Below are 17,496 nucleotides of genomic sequence, written 5' to 3'. Positions count from 1 at the left end.
CATGTATTCGTTATCCGTTCGCGCCCGGCTAATGCTGCTCTACTTCACGGTTACCTGTACCGGATTAATCTTCTTTGGCCTGATGTCCTACGCCGCGCTTCGCTATGCGCTTCTAGAGGGAAAGAAGACCCACCTTGAAGGACGCGAAAACAGGCTGAACCAATTGATTCGCGAGAACAAGTCTAAGGGCGTTTCGACCAACCTGGTAGAACAGCTGAACAACTACGCGATGGTAACGCACGAAGGAAACCTCTTTCGCGTTCACAACCCTGATGGGAGCTACTTGTTCCCGGCGAATGGAGTTCAAAAGGACTGGGCCCTTCCAGATCAGAAGAAGTGTAGACACCGTGAGTTCACCGAGACGGGACTTGATGGAATACCTGTATTGGTGATGTGCCATCAGACTAACCTCGATGGACACGAGGTTCTGCTGCATATCGGCGGAGCGCTGGATGAAGAAGCATCGATAATGCACAGGTACCGCGATGCGCTACTCCTGCTTCTGCCTGTGATGCTTTTTCTCTCTTCGGTTGGCGGATACTTTTTGAGCAGATTCGCACTCAGACCTGTTGACCGAATGACGCGCGCCGCTCTTGATATCGGCGTCGGCAATTTGTCGAAGCGCCTACCAGTTCCCACGGCGAAAGACGAGATCCAGGACCTTGCCGTGGCGTGGAACCAACTGCTGGCCAGGCTTGAAGATGCGGTTCTGCGCTTGAGCCGGTTTTCCGCTGACGCCTCGCATGACCTGAGGACCTCCATCACAATCATGCTCGCCACTGCTCAACTTTCTCTGCGTCGCGGAACAACAGTCGAGGAACACCGTGATGATCTTGGGAGGATTGCGACGGAGTGCCGCACCGCATCTACGCTGCTTGATGCTTTGCTCGCTTTGGCCCAGAGTGACAACTTTCTTCATGAGATGAATCTGAAGAAGATTGATCTCTGCGATCTGGTTGTGAACGGTTGTCGAAGAGTGGAAGACCTTGCCGAATCGAACGGAATTTTGCTGGACTGGCGACTGCCTGCGGAGAGTGTACAGATCGATGGCGATGAGCTTCTGTTACAACGATTACTAGGCATTCTGCTGGAGAATGCGATCCGCTATACGCCGGCAGAAGGAGAGATTTCCGCAGAGGTTTCTGTCGGAGGGAATAGAGCTGTAGTGACCATACGGGATTCTGGCGTCGGCATGTCGGATGAGGTGCGCAGCAGGGTCTTCGACCGTTTCTACCAGGCGGATCTGCGAGAGAGGAAGTCTCCGGCAGGAAATGGGCTCGGGCTTTCAATCGGGAAGTGGATCGCAGACGCTCATGGAGCCGAGCTGACTCTGGAAAGCACGCCCGCTCTCGGTTCGGTCTTTCAGATCCAATTTCCTCTAAGAAGTTCGGCGAATTCTTTCGAGGCTGAAGGCAAGACTTTCGAGAAAGAGACTTCGGCCTGATATTTCCCATCTATGGGACGTAGAAACACATGCTATAGCAGTCGCCTTCTCTATCAAATCCGCCTTTCAAGAGCCTCAATTCTGAACAAGCAGTGCTACTTCTTAAATTAAGCTGAAATTCCACTAAATTCGGCCTTCGGGGCGAGGGTTGTTCATCCGCCAATTACTCGAATGCAATCGCTTATTCATAGTTGGCCGATAACTTCGTCCCAACATGATCCATAAAACAATTGGAAACGCCCTAATTCTGTTAGCGCTTTCAGCTGGGATTTCTTCCTCGCTTGCGCAAGAAAACGAACCTAAGCATTCTCCGCAGCCATCGAGAGGACATTACCTAGCCTCGCAATCACTCACGATTACCTCAATTGTTCCCTCTCCACCAGAGCAGGACTCAGAGGCGACAAAAGACGAATTGACTGCACTTCATCGAATCCAGACAGAACGCACACCCGAGCAAGTGAAGGCAGCCCGCGCCGACGATGTGGAGGAAGATATATTCGTCTTTCGCGGTGTGATAGGCGACGCCTTCCGCGAGGATCGATTACCGTTGACTGCGGCTCTCTCGAAACATGTACATGGCGATGAATCTTTCATCAGCCTTCCGCTGAAGTCTCGCTTCCATCGCCCAAGACCCTACCAGTGGGATAAGAGCATGAACGCGGTGTGCAAGCTGTCTGAGGCACCGAACTCGTACCCAAGTGGACACGCGATCTCCGGATATCTTGAAGCGTTCACGCTGATCGCAATGTTCCCCGAAAAATCGACCGCAATCATGGCAAGAGCCGACGAGTACGCGCGCAACCGTCTTGTATGCGGTGTGCACTATCCTAGCGACCTTGCTGCGAGTCGTCTGGTCGCCTCCGCTGCCTTCGGATACATGCTGGCGAATCCGAAATTTGAAACAGATCTTGCCGCGGCAAGAGCCGAGATTCACCGCCAACTTGGAATGTCGGAATAGCACACAGCCTGCAAGGCTAACCGAGAACTTCATTATGGGTGTGTCTGCCTCGAGCGAGCGATACGAGAACGCGGCCACTTGTGTCAGAGCACACCCCCTTACCGAGGATTTTCGCCCAGGAATGAACGAGCTACGGAGGCAATTATGAAAAACTGGAAACGGAAAGCAGTGTTGTTACTCGCGATGACTTGCGGAATTATCGTGTCACCACTCGCCTGGTCGCAAGACGCCAGTTCGGTGCTGGACGGCACGATCGTCGACACACAAGGAACCGCGATACCGAATGCGGCTATCGTGATCCGCAACGAGGCAACGAATCAGGTGCAGGACGCAAAGGGAGATGCGATCGGCCACTTTATGGCATCGCACCTCACTGCCGGAGCCTACACAATTGAGGCTTCAGCACCCGGCTTTGCCCTCTCAACTCAAAAAGGCATCGTTGTAAGCGGAAGCCATCCACAGACGGTGACTTTGACCTTGAACGTGGGAAGCTTCGCCCAGCAGGTGACGGTCGAGGCTTCGACTTCGAACTCGATCGCAGCGCAGTATGCACCGATGGATGGACTGCTCGAAGCTCGTTCGGCACGAACGGAGATCAGTTCGCAGTTCATCCAGAACTTTACTTCGCCGATCGCAGACTACGCAGAATTAGTCCAAATGGCTCCGGGTACTTTCAGTGTTAACTCCAACGGTGTCGGGTTGGGCGATGCAAAGACTTACTTCCGGGGATTCCCGGACGGAAGCTACGACATCACCTTCGATGGGATTCCGTGGAACGACACCAACTCGCCTACGCATCACTCATGGGCATTCTTTCCTGGACCATGGATCGGAAGCGTGGACTATGATCGCAGTCCGGGTTCGGCATCGACAATCGGGCCTACTCCTTTTGGAGGCTCCATAAACCTGCTTTCGAAGGTTGTCCCAACACAGCAGACAATCCGTGGTGGCGTCAGCTATGGCTCGTTCAATACGCTACTCTATGATGGAAATTGGGATTCGGGAAATTTCCCCGGAAGGGACAGCAAGTCGAGCCTTTCGGTTGACGTTCACCGCATGACGTCGGATGGCTACCAGACCTTCAATCATCAGTCGCGCACTGCAGGAAATTTGAAGTACCAATACAAATTTTCTGAAAATACAGTGCTCACCGGTTTCAGCGGTGTCATCAGATTAAATGCAAATACACCAAATCAAAAAGGAGCGACTCGGGCTCAGATTGCACAGTTCGGTGACAACTTCTTGCTGACTAACAACCCAGCAGACCCTCTCTACTACAAATTTAATACCTACTATGTTCCTACTGATTTCGAATATGTCGGGCTAACAACGCAGCTTGGGCACAGTTGGAACCTCGACGTAAAACCTTACACTTATAGCTATTACAACGAGCAGTTCTACAACAATGGAACTAGCATCACGTCCACTAGCGCCACCGACAAGCTGAACAGCTACCGCAAGTATGGCGAAGTTTTCACAGCGAGCCAGGTTTCGCGCTTCGGCATTCTGCGCACAGGCCTATGGTATGAGTGGGCGACGACAAATCGCTATCAGGTTCCCTCGGACCCACGTACCCACGTCGATGCTGTTCTTCCGAATTTTCATGAGCGCTTCTACACCAACAGCTACCAACCTTTTGCAGAATACGAATATCACGGGAGGCATGAAATTCGCCCACTACACGATGGACCTGACGCAGTACGCTGACAACGGAAAAACAGTCGGCAATCTTGGCGGCAAACCTTTCGTCAACAACTCAGCAGGCTATACCTCTTATCTGCCTTCCTTCGATGCAAACTATCGCATTCGCGAGAACTGGTCGATCTATGCGCAGATTGCAACAGGAAGCATCATCCCGCCGAGCAGTGTCTTCGATGTGACCAGCGGAAGAGTGGTCGGTTTGCCGAAGCCGAGCAGCGCGATCACCTATCAGGGTGGTTCGGTGGCCAAGTTCCGCCGCATGACGCTAAACGGTGATTTTTACTATGTCCACTATGGCAATGCCTACTCAGCTTCGGCCGATCCGAACAACCCAATCTACACTTCGCAGGGTGACTCGGTTACGAAAGGTTTTGAGGGAGAAGGAAACTTCTACCTCTATCGAGGTCTGAGCTTTTATGCCAATGGAACCGTTGGCAGCGCTCGCTATGTCAGCCCGACAGTAGGAGGCCAGCCAAACCCGAACAACAACCTTTGGGTGGCCTTCACCCCCTCGAATACACAAACTTGGGGTTTGACCTATCAACAAAAGTATCTCGACTTCGGCATCCTAAACAAACGGGTTGGGCCGATGTGGAACGATGGTACGGCGGTCACCGCGAGCAATGCGGTTATCGGAGCCAATGCCAATCAGGTTGTCCCGATCGATCCATTTAGCGTGACCAACCTCTTCTTCAATTACACAGTTCGCAGCGGCTCGCGTTTCGATCAGACGAAGCTGAGGTTGAGCTTCAACAATCTCTTCGATTCGCACAACATTACCGGCGTGACTCCAGCGATCAAGGGTACAACCTTTGTTCCGAATGGAAGTGATGTCCTGCAGCTGCTCCCTGGCCGAAGCGTAATGCTCTCGATAGTTTTTGCATTCAATCCTAAAGAACGATAACTTCAACCATCGTACGAAGAGAGGCCCAGCATGATGCTGGGCCTCCCCTGTTTTATGCATAATGCATAGCCCGCGCTGACCGCAAGAGACGCTTGCAAGTCAACTCGGGAGCGCCAGGTAACTCCAAAGCCCTGTAGAAATCCCAGTGGTTTCCTACCTGCTCCAGCCGGCAAAAAGGCAGTCCGTCTGGAACTCCTACGCATCTACACGAAAAGAATCGATCTTCCTGGACCACAACGGGAGTCCATTCATATAAAGTCCTGATAACAAAAAGAAATTGCGACGCCGACATTAAGCCACATTTAAGGTTCGCTTTTTAGGGTAATGTTATGTGTCTGAATGTCAGGAACCTGCTCTACCCAAGGCTCTCATCCATCGCGGTGGCGGCTTTTATCATCAGCGCTCCCGCGACCTCATCAGGACAACAGGCTCAGACAGCTCCGATCCACATCCAGATCACGGAGGCGATCCAGCGCGCACAAGCGAATGAGCCGATATTCGCAGCCAGTGTAGCGGCGCAAAAGACCTCCGCTATCGACAGCTACCTCGCGAAAGCAGCTCTCCTGCCCTCGGTTACCTATCACAATCAGGTCCTGTACACGCAGCCCAACGGTCAGCAAAATAGTGGCGGCCAGGCTGGACTTCAGTCAGCGCCGATCTTTATCGCAAACAACGCAATTCACGAGTACACGAGCCAGGCCTCCATCAACGAGACCGTCGGACTTAAACAATTTGCCGATGCAAAGGTGGCAACAGCTATTGCCGCACGCGCCTCGGCGGAGCTGGAGATCGCTCGGCGCGGGCTAGTTGCCGCAGTCGTCGGTCTGTATTACCAAGTCGCTGATGCCGAGACCAAACGGCAGTTGCTGGCCGAAGCTCTTCAAGAAGCTACTTCATTCAGTGACCTGACGCAAAAGCGCGAAGCGGCACGTGAAGTGGCCCACGCCGACGTCATCAAAGCACAACTTCAACAACAACAGAGACAGCGTGATCTCAGCGATGCCGTTGTTCTCGCCGAGAAAGCTCGCCTTGAGCTTGCGGTACTGCTCTTTCCGGATCCCAGAACCCCCTACACCACCGACCCTCCCGGCACCACAGTGGCACTTCCTACGCGAGACGATATAGATCGTCTCGCGTCGAATAACAACCCGGAGATTCGGAGTGCCCTCGCCGATGTCAGAGCCAGCAATGCCGCAGTCGCATCTGCAAAAGCGGCTTACCTCCCTGATCTTGCGCTCAACTTCTCCTACGGAATCGACGCGCCTCAATTCGCCAAACACGGCCCCGACGATGTGAAAAACCTGGGTTACTCGATCACTGGAACGCTTGATATCCCTGTCTGGGATTGGTTCTCGACGCAGAAACGAGTTAAACAGAGCGAGATCCAACGAAATGTAGCCAAAGTGAACCTGACTGCCGCACAGCGGCGCTTGATTGCCAATCTCGAGGAGGCATACTCCGAAGCTGCGGCTGCGCAGAATCAGTTGACGCTTCTCTCTCAAAGCGTTCAAACGGCGGCAGAGAGTCTCCGCCTCACAAAAATGCGATACACCGCGGGCGAATCGACGGCGCTCGAAGTGGTGGATGCACAGACTTCCTACCTGACAGCGGAGACGTCTCAAGCCGATGGAATTCTTCGCTATCAGTCCGCCTTTGCGGCACTCCAACTTTTGATGGGAACCTTGTGAGCCAATCTATGAAGAACTTGATGCGTGTGGCACGTGGAAACGCGAAATGTACAACATGCCTATTGATTGGCATTTTCTTTTTGGGCGGCTGCAAGAAGGCAGATGAGAGCACCGCTGCGACTTTAGTTACAGTCCAGGCAGAAAAGCCGGAGATTGGGGAGATATCGGAGCGCATCATGGCCGATGCAACTCTTTCACCCCTGGCGCAGGCCGCGATTGCTCCGAAGATCACGGCTCCAGTCAGCAAGTTCTTCGTTCAACGCGGATCCAAAGTCAAGGAAGGAGACCTGCTGGCTGTCCTTGAAAACCGTGACCTCTCCGCCCTGGCCGTAGACAATAAGGGGCAACTCGACGCAGCCGAAGCGGCCTATAGCATGCAGACGAAGGCGCAGGTTCCAGAAGACTATACCAAGGCTGAACTGGATCTGGCGCAGGCAAAGGCCCAGCTTCAGCTCCAGGAAGAGATCGTTGCGTCAAGAAAGAAGCTCCTGGAGGAGGGCGCTATTGCAGGTCGTGACTATGACACCGCAGTTGCTGCATTGGTACAGGCACACGCTGCTTTTGACGTAGCGCAGAACCACTTCAACTCGCAGCAGAAGGTCAGCCGCGAAGCGACTCTAAAACAGGCGGAGGGTCAACTCGCATCCGCAAAGGGTAAATATATGGCGGCTACGGCTCAGGTCTCTTACTCCGAGATTCATAGCCCTATCTCGGGTGTAGTAACAGACCGCCCACTGTTCGCCGGTGAAACCGTGAGCTCCGGCAGCACATTAATTACTGTGATGGACACCTCCGCATTACTGGCAAAGGTTCACCTCGCACAGACCGTCGCCCAGCATCTGAGCCTTGGAGACGAGGCTTCCATCCTGGTGCCCGGAGTCAACGAGCCGCTTCCTGCCACGGTATCGCTCATCAGCCCAGCATTGGATCCTGGCAGCACGACGGTAGAAGTATGGCTCAAGCTGGATAACAAAGCAGGCAAATATAAAGCAGGCACACCCGTACGCACTTCGATCACAGGCCGCACCGCCACGAAAGCAGTCAAGATACCGCTCAGCGCGATCCTGACCGGCGAAGATGGTTCAAAGTCGGTCATGGTCGTTGGGACAGATAGCGTCGCTCACAAGAAAGCAGTCCAACTTGGAATCAATGACGGCGAGGACATTCAGATCACTGAGGGCCTGACCGGATCGGAGACGGTCATCACTACGGGTGGATACGGCCTTGACGATGGCACTAAGGTCAAGGTCGGCAAACCAGAAGAAGATGCCGGAGGCGATAAATAATGCCGCAGCCTCCAAATACTGTTCAACCACGCCCCTTCTGGCTCGTGCGATTTCGGGGTCCGATCTTCTTCTTCCTCATTGTCCTTTCCCTAGCCGGCATCTATGCCGCTCAACAGGTGCCGATCTCGGTATTCCCTGAGACCAACTTCCCTCGTGTCGTCATCGGCGTCGATAACGGCGTCATGCCGGTCGAACAGATGCAGGTCACGATCACAAAGCCCATCGAAGACGCCGTAAATTCCGTGCCGGGTCTGGTAACCGTCCGATCAACGACCAGTCGTGGATCTGCCGAAGTGAGTCTCTTCTTCGATTGGGGCGTCGATACGTTTCGTACGCTCCAGTTGGTAGATGCAGCGCTCAGCAAAGTACGTCAGACGCTTCCTGCAACAGCCGTCATTACTACGAATCGTCTAACCTTCGCCACCTTTCCGATTCTTGGCTATAGTCTTACGTCAGACAAGTTGCCTCAGACCCAGTTATGGGAGCTTGCAACCTATCAGTTGAAACCTCCTTTGAACCGGGTAACTGGCGTCAGTACGGTCACAGTTCAGGGCGGCAAAGTTCCGGAGTTCCACATTGTGCCGAATATGGCGCGCATGCAGACTGCCGGAGTTACAATTCTCGACCTCGCCAATGCCGTCCAGGCATCCAACATTATCGATTCACCCGGTCTTTATGAGGCGAACCACCAGTTGATCCTCGGTCTCGTCGGAGCGCAAGCTCACGATGGAGATCAGTTAGGTCGACTTGTCGTGAAGACCACTGCGAGCGGAACTCCTGTTCGGGTTGGCGACGTTGCAACAGTTCAGCCAGGCGTACTTCCCGTCTACACCGCAGTAACGGCCAACGGAAAGTCGGCTGTTCTCCTCAATATTGCCCGCCAGCCTTCAAGCAATACAGTTGCCGTAGCCGATGCGGTCGCGGTCAAGATCCAACAACTCAAGAAAGCTTTACCGCAAGGCGTCAACCTTGAACCTTACTACGATCAATCCGAGCTCGTGCGAGAGAGCATCCGCAGTGTGCGCGATGCAATTTTGATCGGACTCGTTCTCGCCTGTCTCATTCTCTTCCTGTTTCTAGGCGACTGGACCTCGTCCTTGGTCGCAGGTCTGGTCATTCCAGTTACGATTGCGATCACCATTCTGTTTCTCTGGGCGATCGGCGAAAGCTTCAATCTAATGACCCTCGGTGGCCTGGCCGCTGCAATCGGACTGGTCATCGACGACGCTATCGTCGTAGTCGAAAATATCGTGCTCCATCGAGATCACGGTGAAACTCGCTCCCAGGCCGCACGGCTTGCGCTCAAGGAGATCGCAGTTCCTCTGGTCGGTTCGACCATCACTCCCGTCGTTGTGTTTCTTCCTCTCGTCTCGGTAACTGGCGTCACAGGAAGTTTCTTCCGGGCCCTCGCCATTACGATGACGGTCGCATTGCTGACTTCTCTTTTGCTGGCCGTCACCTGGACGCCAGCCTTGAGTCTCGTCCTGCTTCGTGAGCGCCGTGAAGGCGAAAGCCGGTCCCATGAAGACCATGGCAAACTAATGCGGTCGATCCTTGGATGGCACGAGAAAGGTCTTGGATGGTCGCTTAACCGACCGTTCGTCCTGCTTGGCCTCTGTGTCCTTCTAGTGGGCGGAACCTGGCTGTCTTATAACGCTCTTGGTTCGGACCTTCTCCCCGAGATGGATGAGGGCGGCTTCATTCTCGACTACATCATGCCGGCCGGCAGCTCGTTGACCGAGACAAATCGCGTCCTCGACCACGTGCAACGGATCCTTCGTGACCTGCCAGAAGTCGAGAGCACATCACGCCGCACCGGTCTTCAAATGGGCCTGGCCGCAGTTACCGAGGCAAACACTGGTGACATCACAGTAAAACTGAAGACAAAACGTGATCGGGGCATCGATGAAGTCATCGCCGACGCTCGTGCTGAAATCAAAAAAACCGAACCCGAGCTTGACGTAGAGTTTACTCAGGTCTTGCAAGATATGATCGGCGATCTTTCAAATGCACCTGAACCGATCCAGATCAAGGTATTTGCCAACAATCGTACCCTTCTGAATGATCTCGGTCCGCGCATTGGAGCTGCGATCAGCAAAATCGGCGGTGTCGTGGATGTGCAGAATGGCATCGACAATACAATCAGTGGACCTGCGACAAACTTCCAGATCGATCCCAGCGTCGCAGCCAGGCTGGGCTTTACTCCAACGGAGGTGGCAGAAGACGCGACTTCGATCCTCGACGGCGTAACAACAACGGATCCATTGATCGCCAATGGACGGCCGTACACGGTACGCGTCAGGCTGGGCGACGAAACACGTCAATCGCTCGATACGATCCAAAACACGGTCTTCAACAGTGCAGGCGGCAGGTTAGCCACTCTCGGCTCCCTTGCCCAGATCACACAACTTCCTCCTCAGAACGAAATCAAGAGAGAGAATCTGCAACAATTGATTACCGTCACGGCCCGTCTCGAAGGATCGGACCTCGGGACAGCAATCTCGAAGGTCCAGCAAACGATTCAAGCGATGCACTTACCATCCACCGTTCGCATTGAATATGGCGGGACCTACCAGGAACAACAGCAGTCCTTTCACGAGCTTCTTCGCGTGCTCCTGCTCTCTCTTGTTCTTGTCTTCGGAGTTCTACTCATCGAATTCCGCAACTTTTATGCTCCCACAGCCATTTTGGTCTCCTCTATCTTGTCGATTGCCGGTGTAGTCTTCGCTCTGATGATCACTGGCACAACCTTCAATGTGGCATCGTTTATGGGCCTCATCATGGTCATCGGCATCGTAGCCAAAAATGGCATATTGCTACTCGATGCCGATGAGCGTTACAGGAAAGAAGGAGTTTCTGCGCGTGATGCGATGATCCATGCAGCACAGCGTCGTCTCCGTCCGATCCTCATGACGGCGACCGCCGCTATCTGCGGCATGTTGCCTTTGGCTTTCGCCCTGGGCTCTGGATCACAGATGCTTCAACCCCTCGCAATCGCCGTAATCGGTGGACTCACGATTTCCATGGTGCTCAGCCTGATCGTGACACCTGTCGTCTATTACCTCTTAACCCGTCAGCTTTCCGAGACGGCTTAAACCAAGAGGGAATGGCCTGCCGGCCGGGCCCGCTGCGCGCGGAGCTATCTGAATATCGAGGTCGGAAGGTGCGCTGGCAAAACGGCGACCACCACGGCGCCGCCTTCGTCGTGATTCATAATATCAATCGAACCCCCGGTCCTGGAGCAGATCGCCTTGCAGATAGAAAGCCCTAAGCCTGTTCCTCCACTCTTTCGGCTTCGTGAGGTATCGCTCCGATAGAACGGATTGAACACAAATGGCCGGTCTTCTTCTGAGATCCCTTCGCCCCAGTCTTTGCATTCAAGGACCACTTCCGCATCCCGGCGCGTGAGGGAGATATGGATCTTGCCTCGATTGTGAGTATGTTGCACCGCATTCACCAACACATTCGAACAAAGCAGGAGCGCGTCGCGCAGATCGAGAGGAACTACCGTGTTCTCATCGAGAGATGCCGTAACCTCAATCTCCTTCAACTTCGCGAAGGCCGCACTTTGATGCAAGGCCTCTTCCACCGCTTTCTTAAGCGAACAGACGCGGGAAGCTGCCAATATATCTTCTCTTGTAATCGGCTGCTCCAGTCTGGCAAGGGTCAATAGTCTTTCGACGGTAGTTTCAAGGCGAGTGAAGTCATCGAGGCTTAGGGCCAACCCCTGGCCATACTCTTCGACGGTGCGCTTCTTCATGGCGAGAAGTTGCAACGACGACTTCACGATTGCAACATCGGTCTTCAATTCATGGGCCGCATCACTTGTAAACCGCTTCTGTTGCGCGAAGGAAAGCTGAACCCGCGCCAACGCCGATTCGAGCGCTCGAGACAGCGGGCGCAACTCAACTGTCCGCTTTGCGCTTTCAGGAGAATCGAACTTCCAGTTCACGACGCTGACCCTATTTGCTTCCTCGGCCAGCTGATGGATTGGAGCCAGGTACTTACGAATGAGTAAGACCATTAGCAACGCGGTGAGACCAAGGAGAAGGCCGGTTGTAATCGCAATGAATCGTATGGCCTCAAAGACCTCATGCCAAACCCTGCCAACCGGGCTGCCATAGATCACAGTCACTTCATGCCGAACGCCTCCGCCTGGAGTCTCAGGATCGATGACGCGAATAGAATGAAAAACGACGAAACGGAATCGATGGTCTCCAATTGCAATCTCATGGAACCCGTCCTTCGCAGTCAGAAGTTCACCAAGAGCCGCGCGATTCCCTGACGAACCAAGTACATGTCCATTCTTCTCCTCGACCTGATAGATCGCCTTTTTATCCAAAGACATGCCTTGCATATCGAAGCTCAGGCTGTCAGAGACATCGTCGGCGTCCTGGACCGCTCCCATCAGGGCCTGCGCCGTTCCCATGAGCGAGGCGTCGAAGGCCTGCAGCTGCACGTGGTACTCGTGCACAGTCACGGCACCAATAAGGATCAGGGCAGAGAGACATTCCAGGATGAGGACTGCCGCAACAAGGCGGCGCGTGATGGATATCGACTGATTAGTCACGTTGTGTGCCGCTGAAAAGACGATATCCGCGATGACGTAAGGTCATGATGAGGGGCTCTTCGCCAACCGAGTTCAGCTTTCTACGCAGATTTGAGATATGGGCCTCCACCACGTTGGAATGATGTTCCCATGCGAAGTCATAGAGATGTTCTAATAACTCTCTTTTGGAAACTACAGCCCGTGGTCGATGGACAAAGTATTCCAATATCCTGTATTCCGTTGGCGAAAGGTCGATCGTCTCGCTGCACCGGGTCACTGTCTGGTGAATCGTATCCACCTCGACATCGGCAACTGTCAGCTTCGAGTGGGCGACCCCCTTTCCTCTCCGAATGACAGCTTTGACCCTTGCGATGAGCTCTCCAAGATCGAAAGGCTTGCTGAGGTAGTCATCGGCCCCGGCGTTAAGTAATTCGATGATGGATTGTTTCCCTTCCTGAGCCGTTAGGATCAACACCGGCGTCCGAAGGTGTTTTCGTCTTAGATCACTCAAAACCATTTGTCCACTTTTTCCCGGCAGCATGAGGTCGAGAATGATCGCGTCGTAGATCCCCTGCTCCGCCATATGCGACCCATCTTCCCCGTCGAGCGCATGGTCCACCACCAATCCAGTTTCACGTAGTGCGGCGACGATGTTCTCCGCTAACCTGATCTCGTCTTCCACCAACAAAACCCGCATGTCAGATGCCTCATATTAATTGTTGCAATCGTTACTTAAACTCGCCTGAAGATGGCAGCTTCTCCGTTGTCCCGCCGTAAGGTGAGCTCAAGATCGGCGTTGGAACATCGTATGCCCATCTCGTTCAAGCACCGCTCCCTGCAAAAATTACCAAAGAGTTTCCCCATGACTTCTTTGGGCTCTTCTATCAGCGGTCTTCGCCGCCGCCACCGACGTTATTTGAAGAGTGAGTCGGCGGACCATCCGCAAGGGAAAACTCGATGACCGGTGGTCCTCGTCTTGTAATACCGGGACTTACCGATTTACCCGGTAAACCAGCAGTAGATATCGGTCTTCGGATGCCGAATAGATTGAGGGCCAGGAGCGTTCCCCGGCCCTCAACAATCTACATCTTGAACTCTGTGGTGACTTTCACGATACGAGCAAGGTTTCATTGACGAAGAAACGCACGCCTTCGACTTCGATAGGCTTCAGTTTCAAAAGAGAGATCCTGTAATTCAGTTGCAAATAACGTTTGTTTTTCCAGAAAGATACTCTTGGATGATTAATGGAGCGACTCTGTAGGACATTGAAAATAAATAACTTATAGAGCTATTTAATCATTTCTGGCAAACTGTTTCATTTATTTCAGCAACCTACACCGTCAAGCACAACTTTCAAATACGACATGGGGCTGGGTCTGAAAAATGCGACCCAGCCCTTTGCGCAGAGACGTTTTTAGCGCTTGAAGACGCGGCGGCGGAGAGCCCCGGCGGCTCCCAGCATGCCCGTGCCCAGGAGAAGCAATGTGCCGGGCTCCGGTGCGTGGGCAACGGAGACTACCGGAGGAGTCGGCGTGGCGATGATGATGTTATTGAAGAGAACCGTATCATCGTTGTAGTCCATATCCGATCTACCGAAGGGAAGATCTTCCAAACCGACATAGATACCGGCGGGCAGCGTGACCCCATTGATGACTCCGCCGGTGAACTGAGCGGCATAGCCGTGATTTACACCATCGATGCTACGAGAAGGATCCGTACTAAAGGTCTGGTTGTTGGTCTGGTTGTAGATATCGATGGCGATGAGATCGCCTGCGTTGAACTGGCCGAAGTTTTGCATGGTCCCGGTTGCAGTCGTGTGGTTGTTGAAGAAATAGCCACTGGCCGAACCGGTGGTCAAATTGATGAGGCGAAGGAAGTCCGTCCCACCAGCGTTGGAGAAGACGAAGGTGCCGGTAAGATCTCCGGTTGTTGCCACGGTGAAGGTTGTTGTGGTCGCGATCGAGCCTGCGTGGGCATAGCTGATGGGATCAGCAAGCAACGCAGAAGAACCTGCAACCAGAGAGGCAAAAGCAAGTACAACAGAAAAGCGGGCCATGAATTTCTCCTAGACAATTGCATGCAATGCATTGCTGCTAAGGAAGAAAGCACATTACCGGCCAAATCTGACGCTTACTTAAGTAGCTTATTTTCAGTAAATTTTAGGCAATTGCCTCCTTAAATAACGCAAAGACTTGCGATTATTGTTCGATTAAAGTGGTAATTCGCAAGTATTGCGAGTACGTCGTTCTACGTTCGAAGACTCTCTGTTATAAGGCTTCACTTCTTGGGCGGGTACTTGGCGAACATCTTTGCCGTGGCCTTCTGAATCTGTTGGGTGACCTTCTCAGGCTTGTCCTTGAGGGTCTCCGAGGCGGTTCCTCGCCACACAAGCTTGTGGGTCTTGTTGTCCCCGATGCGGACGGAGAGGGCTCCTACGGGGATGTAGTCGACCGTCGTGGTGGCCATCTGGCCTCCCATGCCCCATCCGCGGCCCCAGCCTCCCATGCCCATGGTGTTGAGCTGGGCCTGCTGTCCTACTGCGGCGTCATACGCGACGAGGACGTCGGCCTGCTCGGGATCGCCGACCTTCTGATAGCCCTTGGAGGCAAGCTGCTGTTCGATGTTGTCGTGGATGCGCTGATCCATGAGCTGGTCTTTGACGGGAGTTCCCTTGGTCCAGGCGTAGGTGTGGTAGTCGGAGAAGTTGGCCCCGTGATCGTAGTCGGTGGTGATCTTCTGCGCGAACACTGCGCCGGAGAGTAGAAGGAACGCGAAGAGGGATAGCGTAAGGCGGAGGGGCGTGAAGATTCGCATGCAGCTTCCTTTCCTAAACGAATTAGGTCTGCCGCGAGCGTGGCTTTCACATAGGCTCCTGGCAGGAACCTCGAACGAGAGAAATGTACCACCTCACTCGCGAAGGGGCCAGTTGAAGTACGGTGTAAGGCAAATGCAATAATGCCGGAATGAGCGGACAATCTGGCGGGTTGGATCGGCGGCGGTTTCTGGGAGTGTGTTCGGCGATGGGTCTGGGGCAGACGCTGCTGCCAGGAGTGCTGTGGGGAATGGCGGCGCAGACTTCCCCTGAAGCTGCGACTGGCGCGGGCGTGGGTCATGATGCCCTGGCGGCGATTACGCCGGAGATGATCGATGCGGCTGCGGCGATCGCGGCGGTGAAGCTGACTACCGAGCAAAAGGCCATGATGCTGGAGGGTCTGAAGAAGCAGCGCGATTCGGTGCTGGTGATTCGGAGCATGAAGATTCCAAACCATGTTGCTCCGGCGTTTATCTTCGATCCGGTCCCTGCCGGGATGAAGCTGGAGACGGAGCGAAGGCCGATGCGGATGAGCAAGGCTCCGGAGGTGAAGGGGCTGGTTTCGAGCGGGGAGGGCTCGCTGGCGTTTGCTTCGGTCCGTGAGATGGCGGAGCTGGTAAAGACGCGAAAGGTGAGCTCGGTGGAGCTGACGAAGATGTACCTGGCGCGCCTGAAGAAGTACGACCCTCGACTCCATTTCGTGATTACGCTGACGGAGGAGCGTGCTCTGAAGCAGGCCGCGGATGCGGACAGGGAGATTGCGGCAGGCAAGTATCGTGGGCCGCTGCACGGGATTCCCTGGGGAGCAAAAGATCTGTTGGCGGTAAAGGGATATCGCACGACGTGGGGCGCGGGAGGGTTTGAGCAGCAGCAGTTCGACTATGACGCCACCATAGTGCAGCGGCTGGACACAGCGGGGGCGGTGCTGGTGGCGAAGCTGAGCATGGGAGCCTTGGCAAGCGGCCCGATCTGGTTTGGCGGAATGACGCGGAGTCCGTGGAATACGAATCAGCCTTCGGGGGGATCATCGGCTGGATCGGCCTCGGCAGTCGGCGCGGGATGTGTCGGGTTTGCGATTGGGACGGAGACACTGGGGTCGATCTCGTCGCCTTCGACGAGATGTGGAGCAACAGGGTTGCGGCCAACATTCGGATTTATTCCGAGGACCGGGGCCATGGCGCTGACCTGGACAATGGACAAGCTCGGGCCGATTTGCCGATCGGTGGAAGACTGCGCTCTGGTGATGAGCGCGATCTATGGGCCGGATGGACAGGACCGCAGCGTCCAGAATGCGGCCTTCAATTGGGACGCAGAGTTCAACTGGAAGAAGCTGCGGGTCGGCTATCTGAAGAGCGAGTTCGACTCACCGGAGATACCGAAAAACGCTACGGAGGAACAGGCGAGAGACTATGCGCGTCAGACGTATGACGCAAAATACGCGCAGGCGGCTTTGCCATCTCTGCAAAAGATGGGTGCGAAGCTGGTTGAGGTGAAGCTGCCAAAGGGATATCACTTCGGGGATATACAACCGGTGCTTGAGGCGGAGGCAGCGGCTGCATTCGATGAGCTGACCCTGAGCGGGAAAGACGCGCTGCTTACAGAGCAAGGGGCGAACGAATGGCCGAATACCTTTCGCGTGGCGCGTTTCTATTCTGCCGTTGACTATATTCAGGCACAGCGGGCACGGACGCTTGCGATGGAGGCGATGGAGAAGATTTTTGCCGAGGTGGATGTGGTTGTAACGCCATCGTTCGGTACGCAGTTGACGGCCACGAACCTTACCGGGCACCCCGCAGTAATTGTGCCGAATGGAGTACGAGGAGAGGATGCTCCGCCGCCCGACCATAGGGACGATGGTCATCCGCAGAATGTGGGTGGGCCGGGAACACCGGTCTCACTGACGTTTCTGGGCGGGTTATACAGCGACGCACGCCTGGCAGCGTTCGCGCGGGCTTACCAGGAGGCGACGAGGTTCCATCGGCTTCACCCGAAGCTGGATTGAGGGTTTGGGTCGGGGGAGACTATGTACCCGTTCGAGCGAAATACAGGGGTTCCCCGGCTTCGCTCGGAATGACGATTTCGTCGGTCAGAGATGACGATTGAGATGTTGGCATGGCCGTTGAGGTGGTTAGGTGAAGGTTGAAATTGTTAGGG

General features: G+C 54.3%; 12 protein-coding genes. 8 read left to right on the top strand and 4 right to left on the bottom strand.

Annotated features, from left to right (window positions below; all coding sequences use genetic code 11):
- Window position 1 precedes the first annotated feature (1 nt).
- The 7 genes from AC5S26_RS07600 (at window position 2) to AC5S26_RS07570 (ending at window position 11,076) form a co-directional block, all read left to right on the top strand.
- Window positions 2–1,444: an ATP-binding protein gene (locus AC5S26_RS07600; RefSeq protein WP_494184243.1), complete on the top strand. Its 1,443-nt coding sequence runs from the start codon at window positions 2–4 to the stop codon at window positions 1,442–1,444.
- A 412-nt stretch (window positions 1,445–1,856) separates the two neighbouring features.
- Window positions 1,857–2,402: a phosphatase PAP2 family protein gene (locus AC5S26_RS07595; protein ID WP_494184242.1), complete on the top strand. Its 546-nt coding sequence runs from the start codon at window positions 1,857–1,859 to the stop codon at window positions 2,400–2,402.
- 144 nt (window positions 2,403–2,546) lie between these two features.
- Window positions 2,547–4,109, top strand: a complete 1,563-nt coding sequence (locus tag AC5S26_RS07590) for a carboxypeptidase regulatory-like domain-containing protein (RefSeq protein ID WP_494184241.1) — start codon at window positions 2,547–2,549, stop codon at window positions 4,107–4,109.
- Window positions 4,066–5,007, top strand: coding sequence for a TonB-dependent receptor domain-containing protein (locus tag AC5S26_RS07585; RefSeq protein WP_494184240.1), 942 nt, complete (start codon window positions 4,066–4,068; stop codon window positions 5,005–5,007). Before AC5S26_RS07590 ends, AC5S26_RS07585 begins: the two co-directional genes overlap by 44 nt.
- Before the next feature lie 329 nt (window positions 5,008–5,336).
- The gene (locus AC5S26_RS07580) at window positions 5,337–6,695 is read left to right on the top strand and encodes a TolC family protein (RefSeq protein ID WP_494184239.1); all 1,359 of its coding nucleotides are present in this window, start codon (window positions 5,337–5,339) and stop codon (window positions 6,693–6,695) included.
- A 176-nt stretch (window positions 6,696–6,871) separates the two neighbouring features.
- A complete protein-coding gene (locus AC5S26_RS07575) occupies window positions 6,872–7,981 on the top strand; it encodes an efflux RND transporter periplasmic adaptor subunit (RefSeq protein WP_494184238.1) in 1,110 nt (369 codons plus the stop codon).
- Window positions 7,981–11,076 carry an efflux RND transporter permease subunit gene (locus tag AC5S26_RS07570; protein ID WP_494184237.1) on the top strand — a complete coding sequence of 1,032 codons (3,096 nt, stop codon included), beginning with the start codon at window positions 7,981–7,983 and terminating at the stop codon, window positions 11,074–11,076. Before AC5S26_RS07575 ends, AC5S26_RS07570 begins: the two co-directional genes overlap by 1 nt.
- 44 nt (window positions 11,077–11,120) lie before the next feature.
- Here the strand turns inward: AC5S26_RS07570 and AC5S26_RS07565 are convergent, their stop codons facing one another.
- From AC5S26_RS07565 to AC5S26_RS07550, 4 genes are all read right to left on the bottom strand, one after another.
- Window positions 11,121–12,551: a sensor histidine kinase gene (locus AC5S26_RS07565; protein ID WP_494184236.1), complete on the bottom strand. Its 1,431-nt coding sequence runs from the start codon at window positions 12,549–12,551 to the stop codon at window positions 11,121–11,123.
- Window positions 12,544–13,227, bottom strand: a complete 684-nt coding sequence (locus tag AC5S26_RS07560) for a response regulator transcription factor (RefSeq protein WP_494184235.1) — start codon at window positions 13,225–13,227, stop codon at window positions 12,544–12,546. Before AC5S26_RS07560 ends, AC5S26_RS07565 begins: the two co-directional genes overlap by 8 nt.
- Before the next feature lie 717 nt (window positions 13,228–13,944).
- Window positions 13,945–14,586, bottom strand: a complete 642-nt coding sequence (locus tag AC5S26_RS07555) for a PEP-CTERM sorting domain-containing protein (RefSeq protein WP_494184234.1) — start codon at window positions 14,584–14,586, stop codon at window positions 13,945–13,947.
- 221 nt (window positions 14,587–14,807) lie between these two features.
- The gene (locus AC5S26_RS07550; RefSeq protein ID WP_494184233.1) at window positions 14,808–15,344 is read right to left on the bottom strand and encodes a DUF4136 domain-containing protein; all 537 of its coding nucleotides are present in this window, start codon (window positions 15,342–15,344) and stop codon (window positions 14,808–14,810) included.
- Between the two features lie 149 nt (window positions 15,345–15,493).
- On the opposite strand from AC5S26_RS07550, the gene AC5S26_RS07545 reads away from it, so the two are divergent.
- A complete protein-coding gene (locus tag AC5S26_RS07545) occupies window positions 15,494–17,344 on the top strand; it encodes an amidase (protein WP_494184232.1) in 1,851 nt (616 codons plus the stop codon).
- Window positions 17,345–17,496: the final 152 nt, after the last annotated feature.

The sequence above is a fragment of the Edaphobacter sp. FHG110511_03 genome (assembly GCF_059115365.1).
This window is presented reverse-complemented; position numbering and strand designations above follow the sequence as displayed.

Bases quoted from the DNA above. Each gene is read 5' to 3' on its own strand.
- AC5S26_RS07555 (WP_494184234.1), bottom strand. From the start codon at position 14,586: ATGGCCCGCTTTTCTGTTGTACTTGCTTTTGCCTCTCTGGTTGCAGGT.
- AC5S26_RS07580 (WP_494184239.1), top strand. From the start codon at position 5,337: ATGTGTCTGAATGTCAGGAACCTGCTCTACCCAAGGCTCTCATCCATC.
- AC5S26_RS07570 (WP_494184237.1), top strand. From the start codon at position 7,981: ATGCCGCAGCCTCCAAATACTGTTCAACCACGCCCCTTCTGGCTCGTG.
- AC5S26_RS07550 (WP_494184233.1), bottom strand. From the start codon at position 15,344: ATGCGAATCTTCACGCCCCTCCGCCTTACGCTATCCCTCTTCGCGTTC.
- AC5S26_RS07590 (WP_494184241.1), top strand. From the start codon at position 2,547: ATGAAAAACTGGAAACGGAAAGCAGTGTTGTTACTCGCGATGACTTGC.
- AC5S26_RS07585 (WP_494184240.1), top strand. From the start codon at position 4,066: ATGAAATTCGCCCACTACACGATGGACCTGACGCAGTACGCTGACAAC.
- AC5S26_RS07575 (WP_494184238.1), top strand. From the start codon at position 6,872: ATGGCCGATGCAACTCTTTCACCCCTGGCGCAGGCCGCGATTGCTCCG.
- AC5S26_RS07545 (WP_494184232.1), top strand. From the start codon at position 15,494: ATGAGCGGACAATCTGGCGGGTTGGATCGGCGGCGGTTTCTGGGAGTG.
- AC5S26_RS07560 (WP_494184235.1), bottom strand. From the start codon at position 13,227: ATGCGGGTTTTGTTGGTGGAAGACGAGATCAGGTTAGCGGAGAACATC.
- AC5S26_RS07600 (WP_494184243.1), top strand. From the start codon at position 2: ATGTATTCGTTATCCGTTCGCGCCCGGCTAATGCTGCTCTACTTCACG.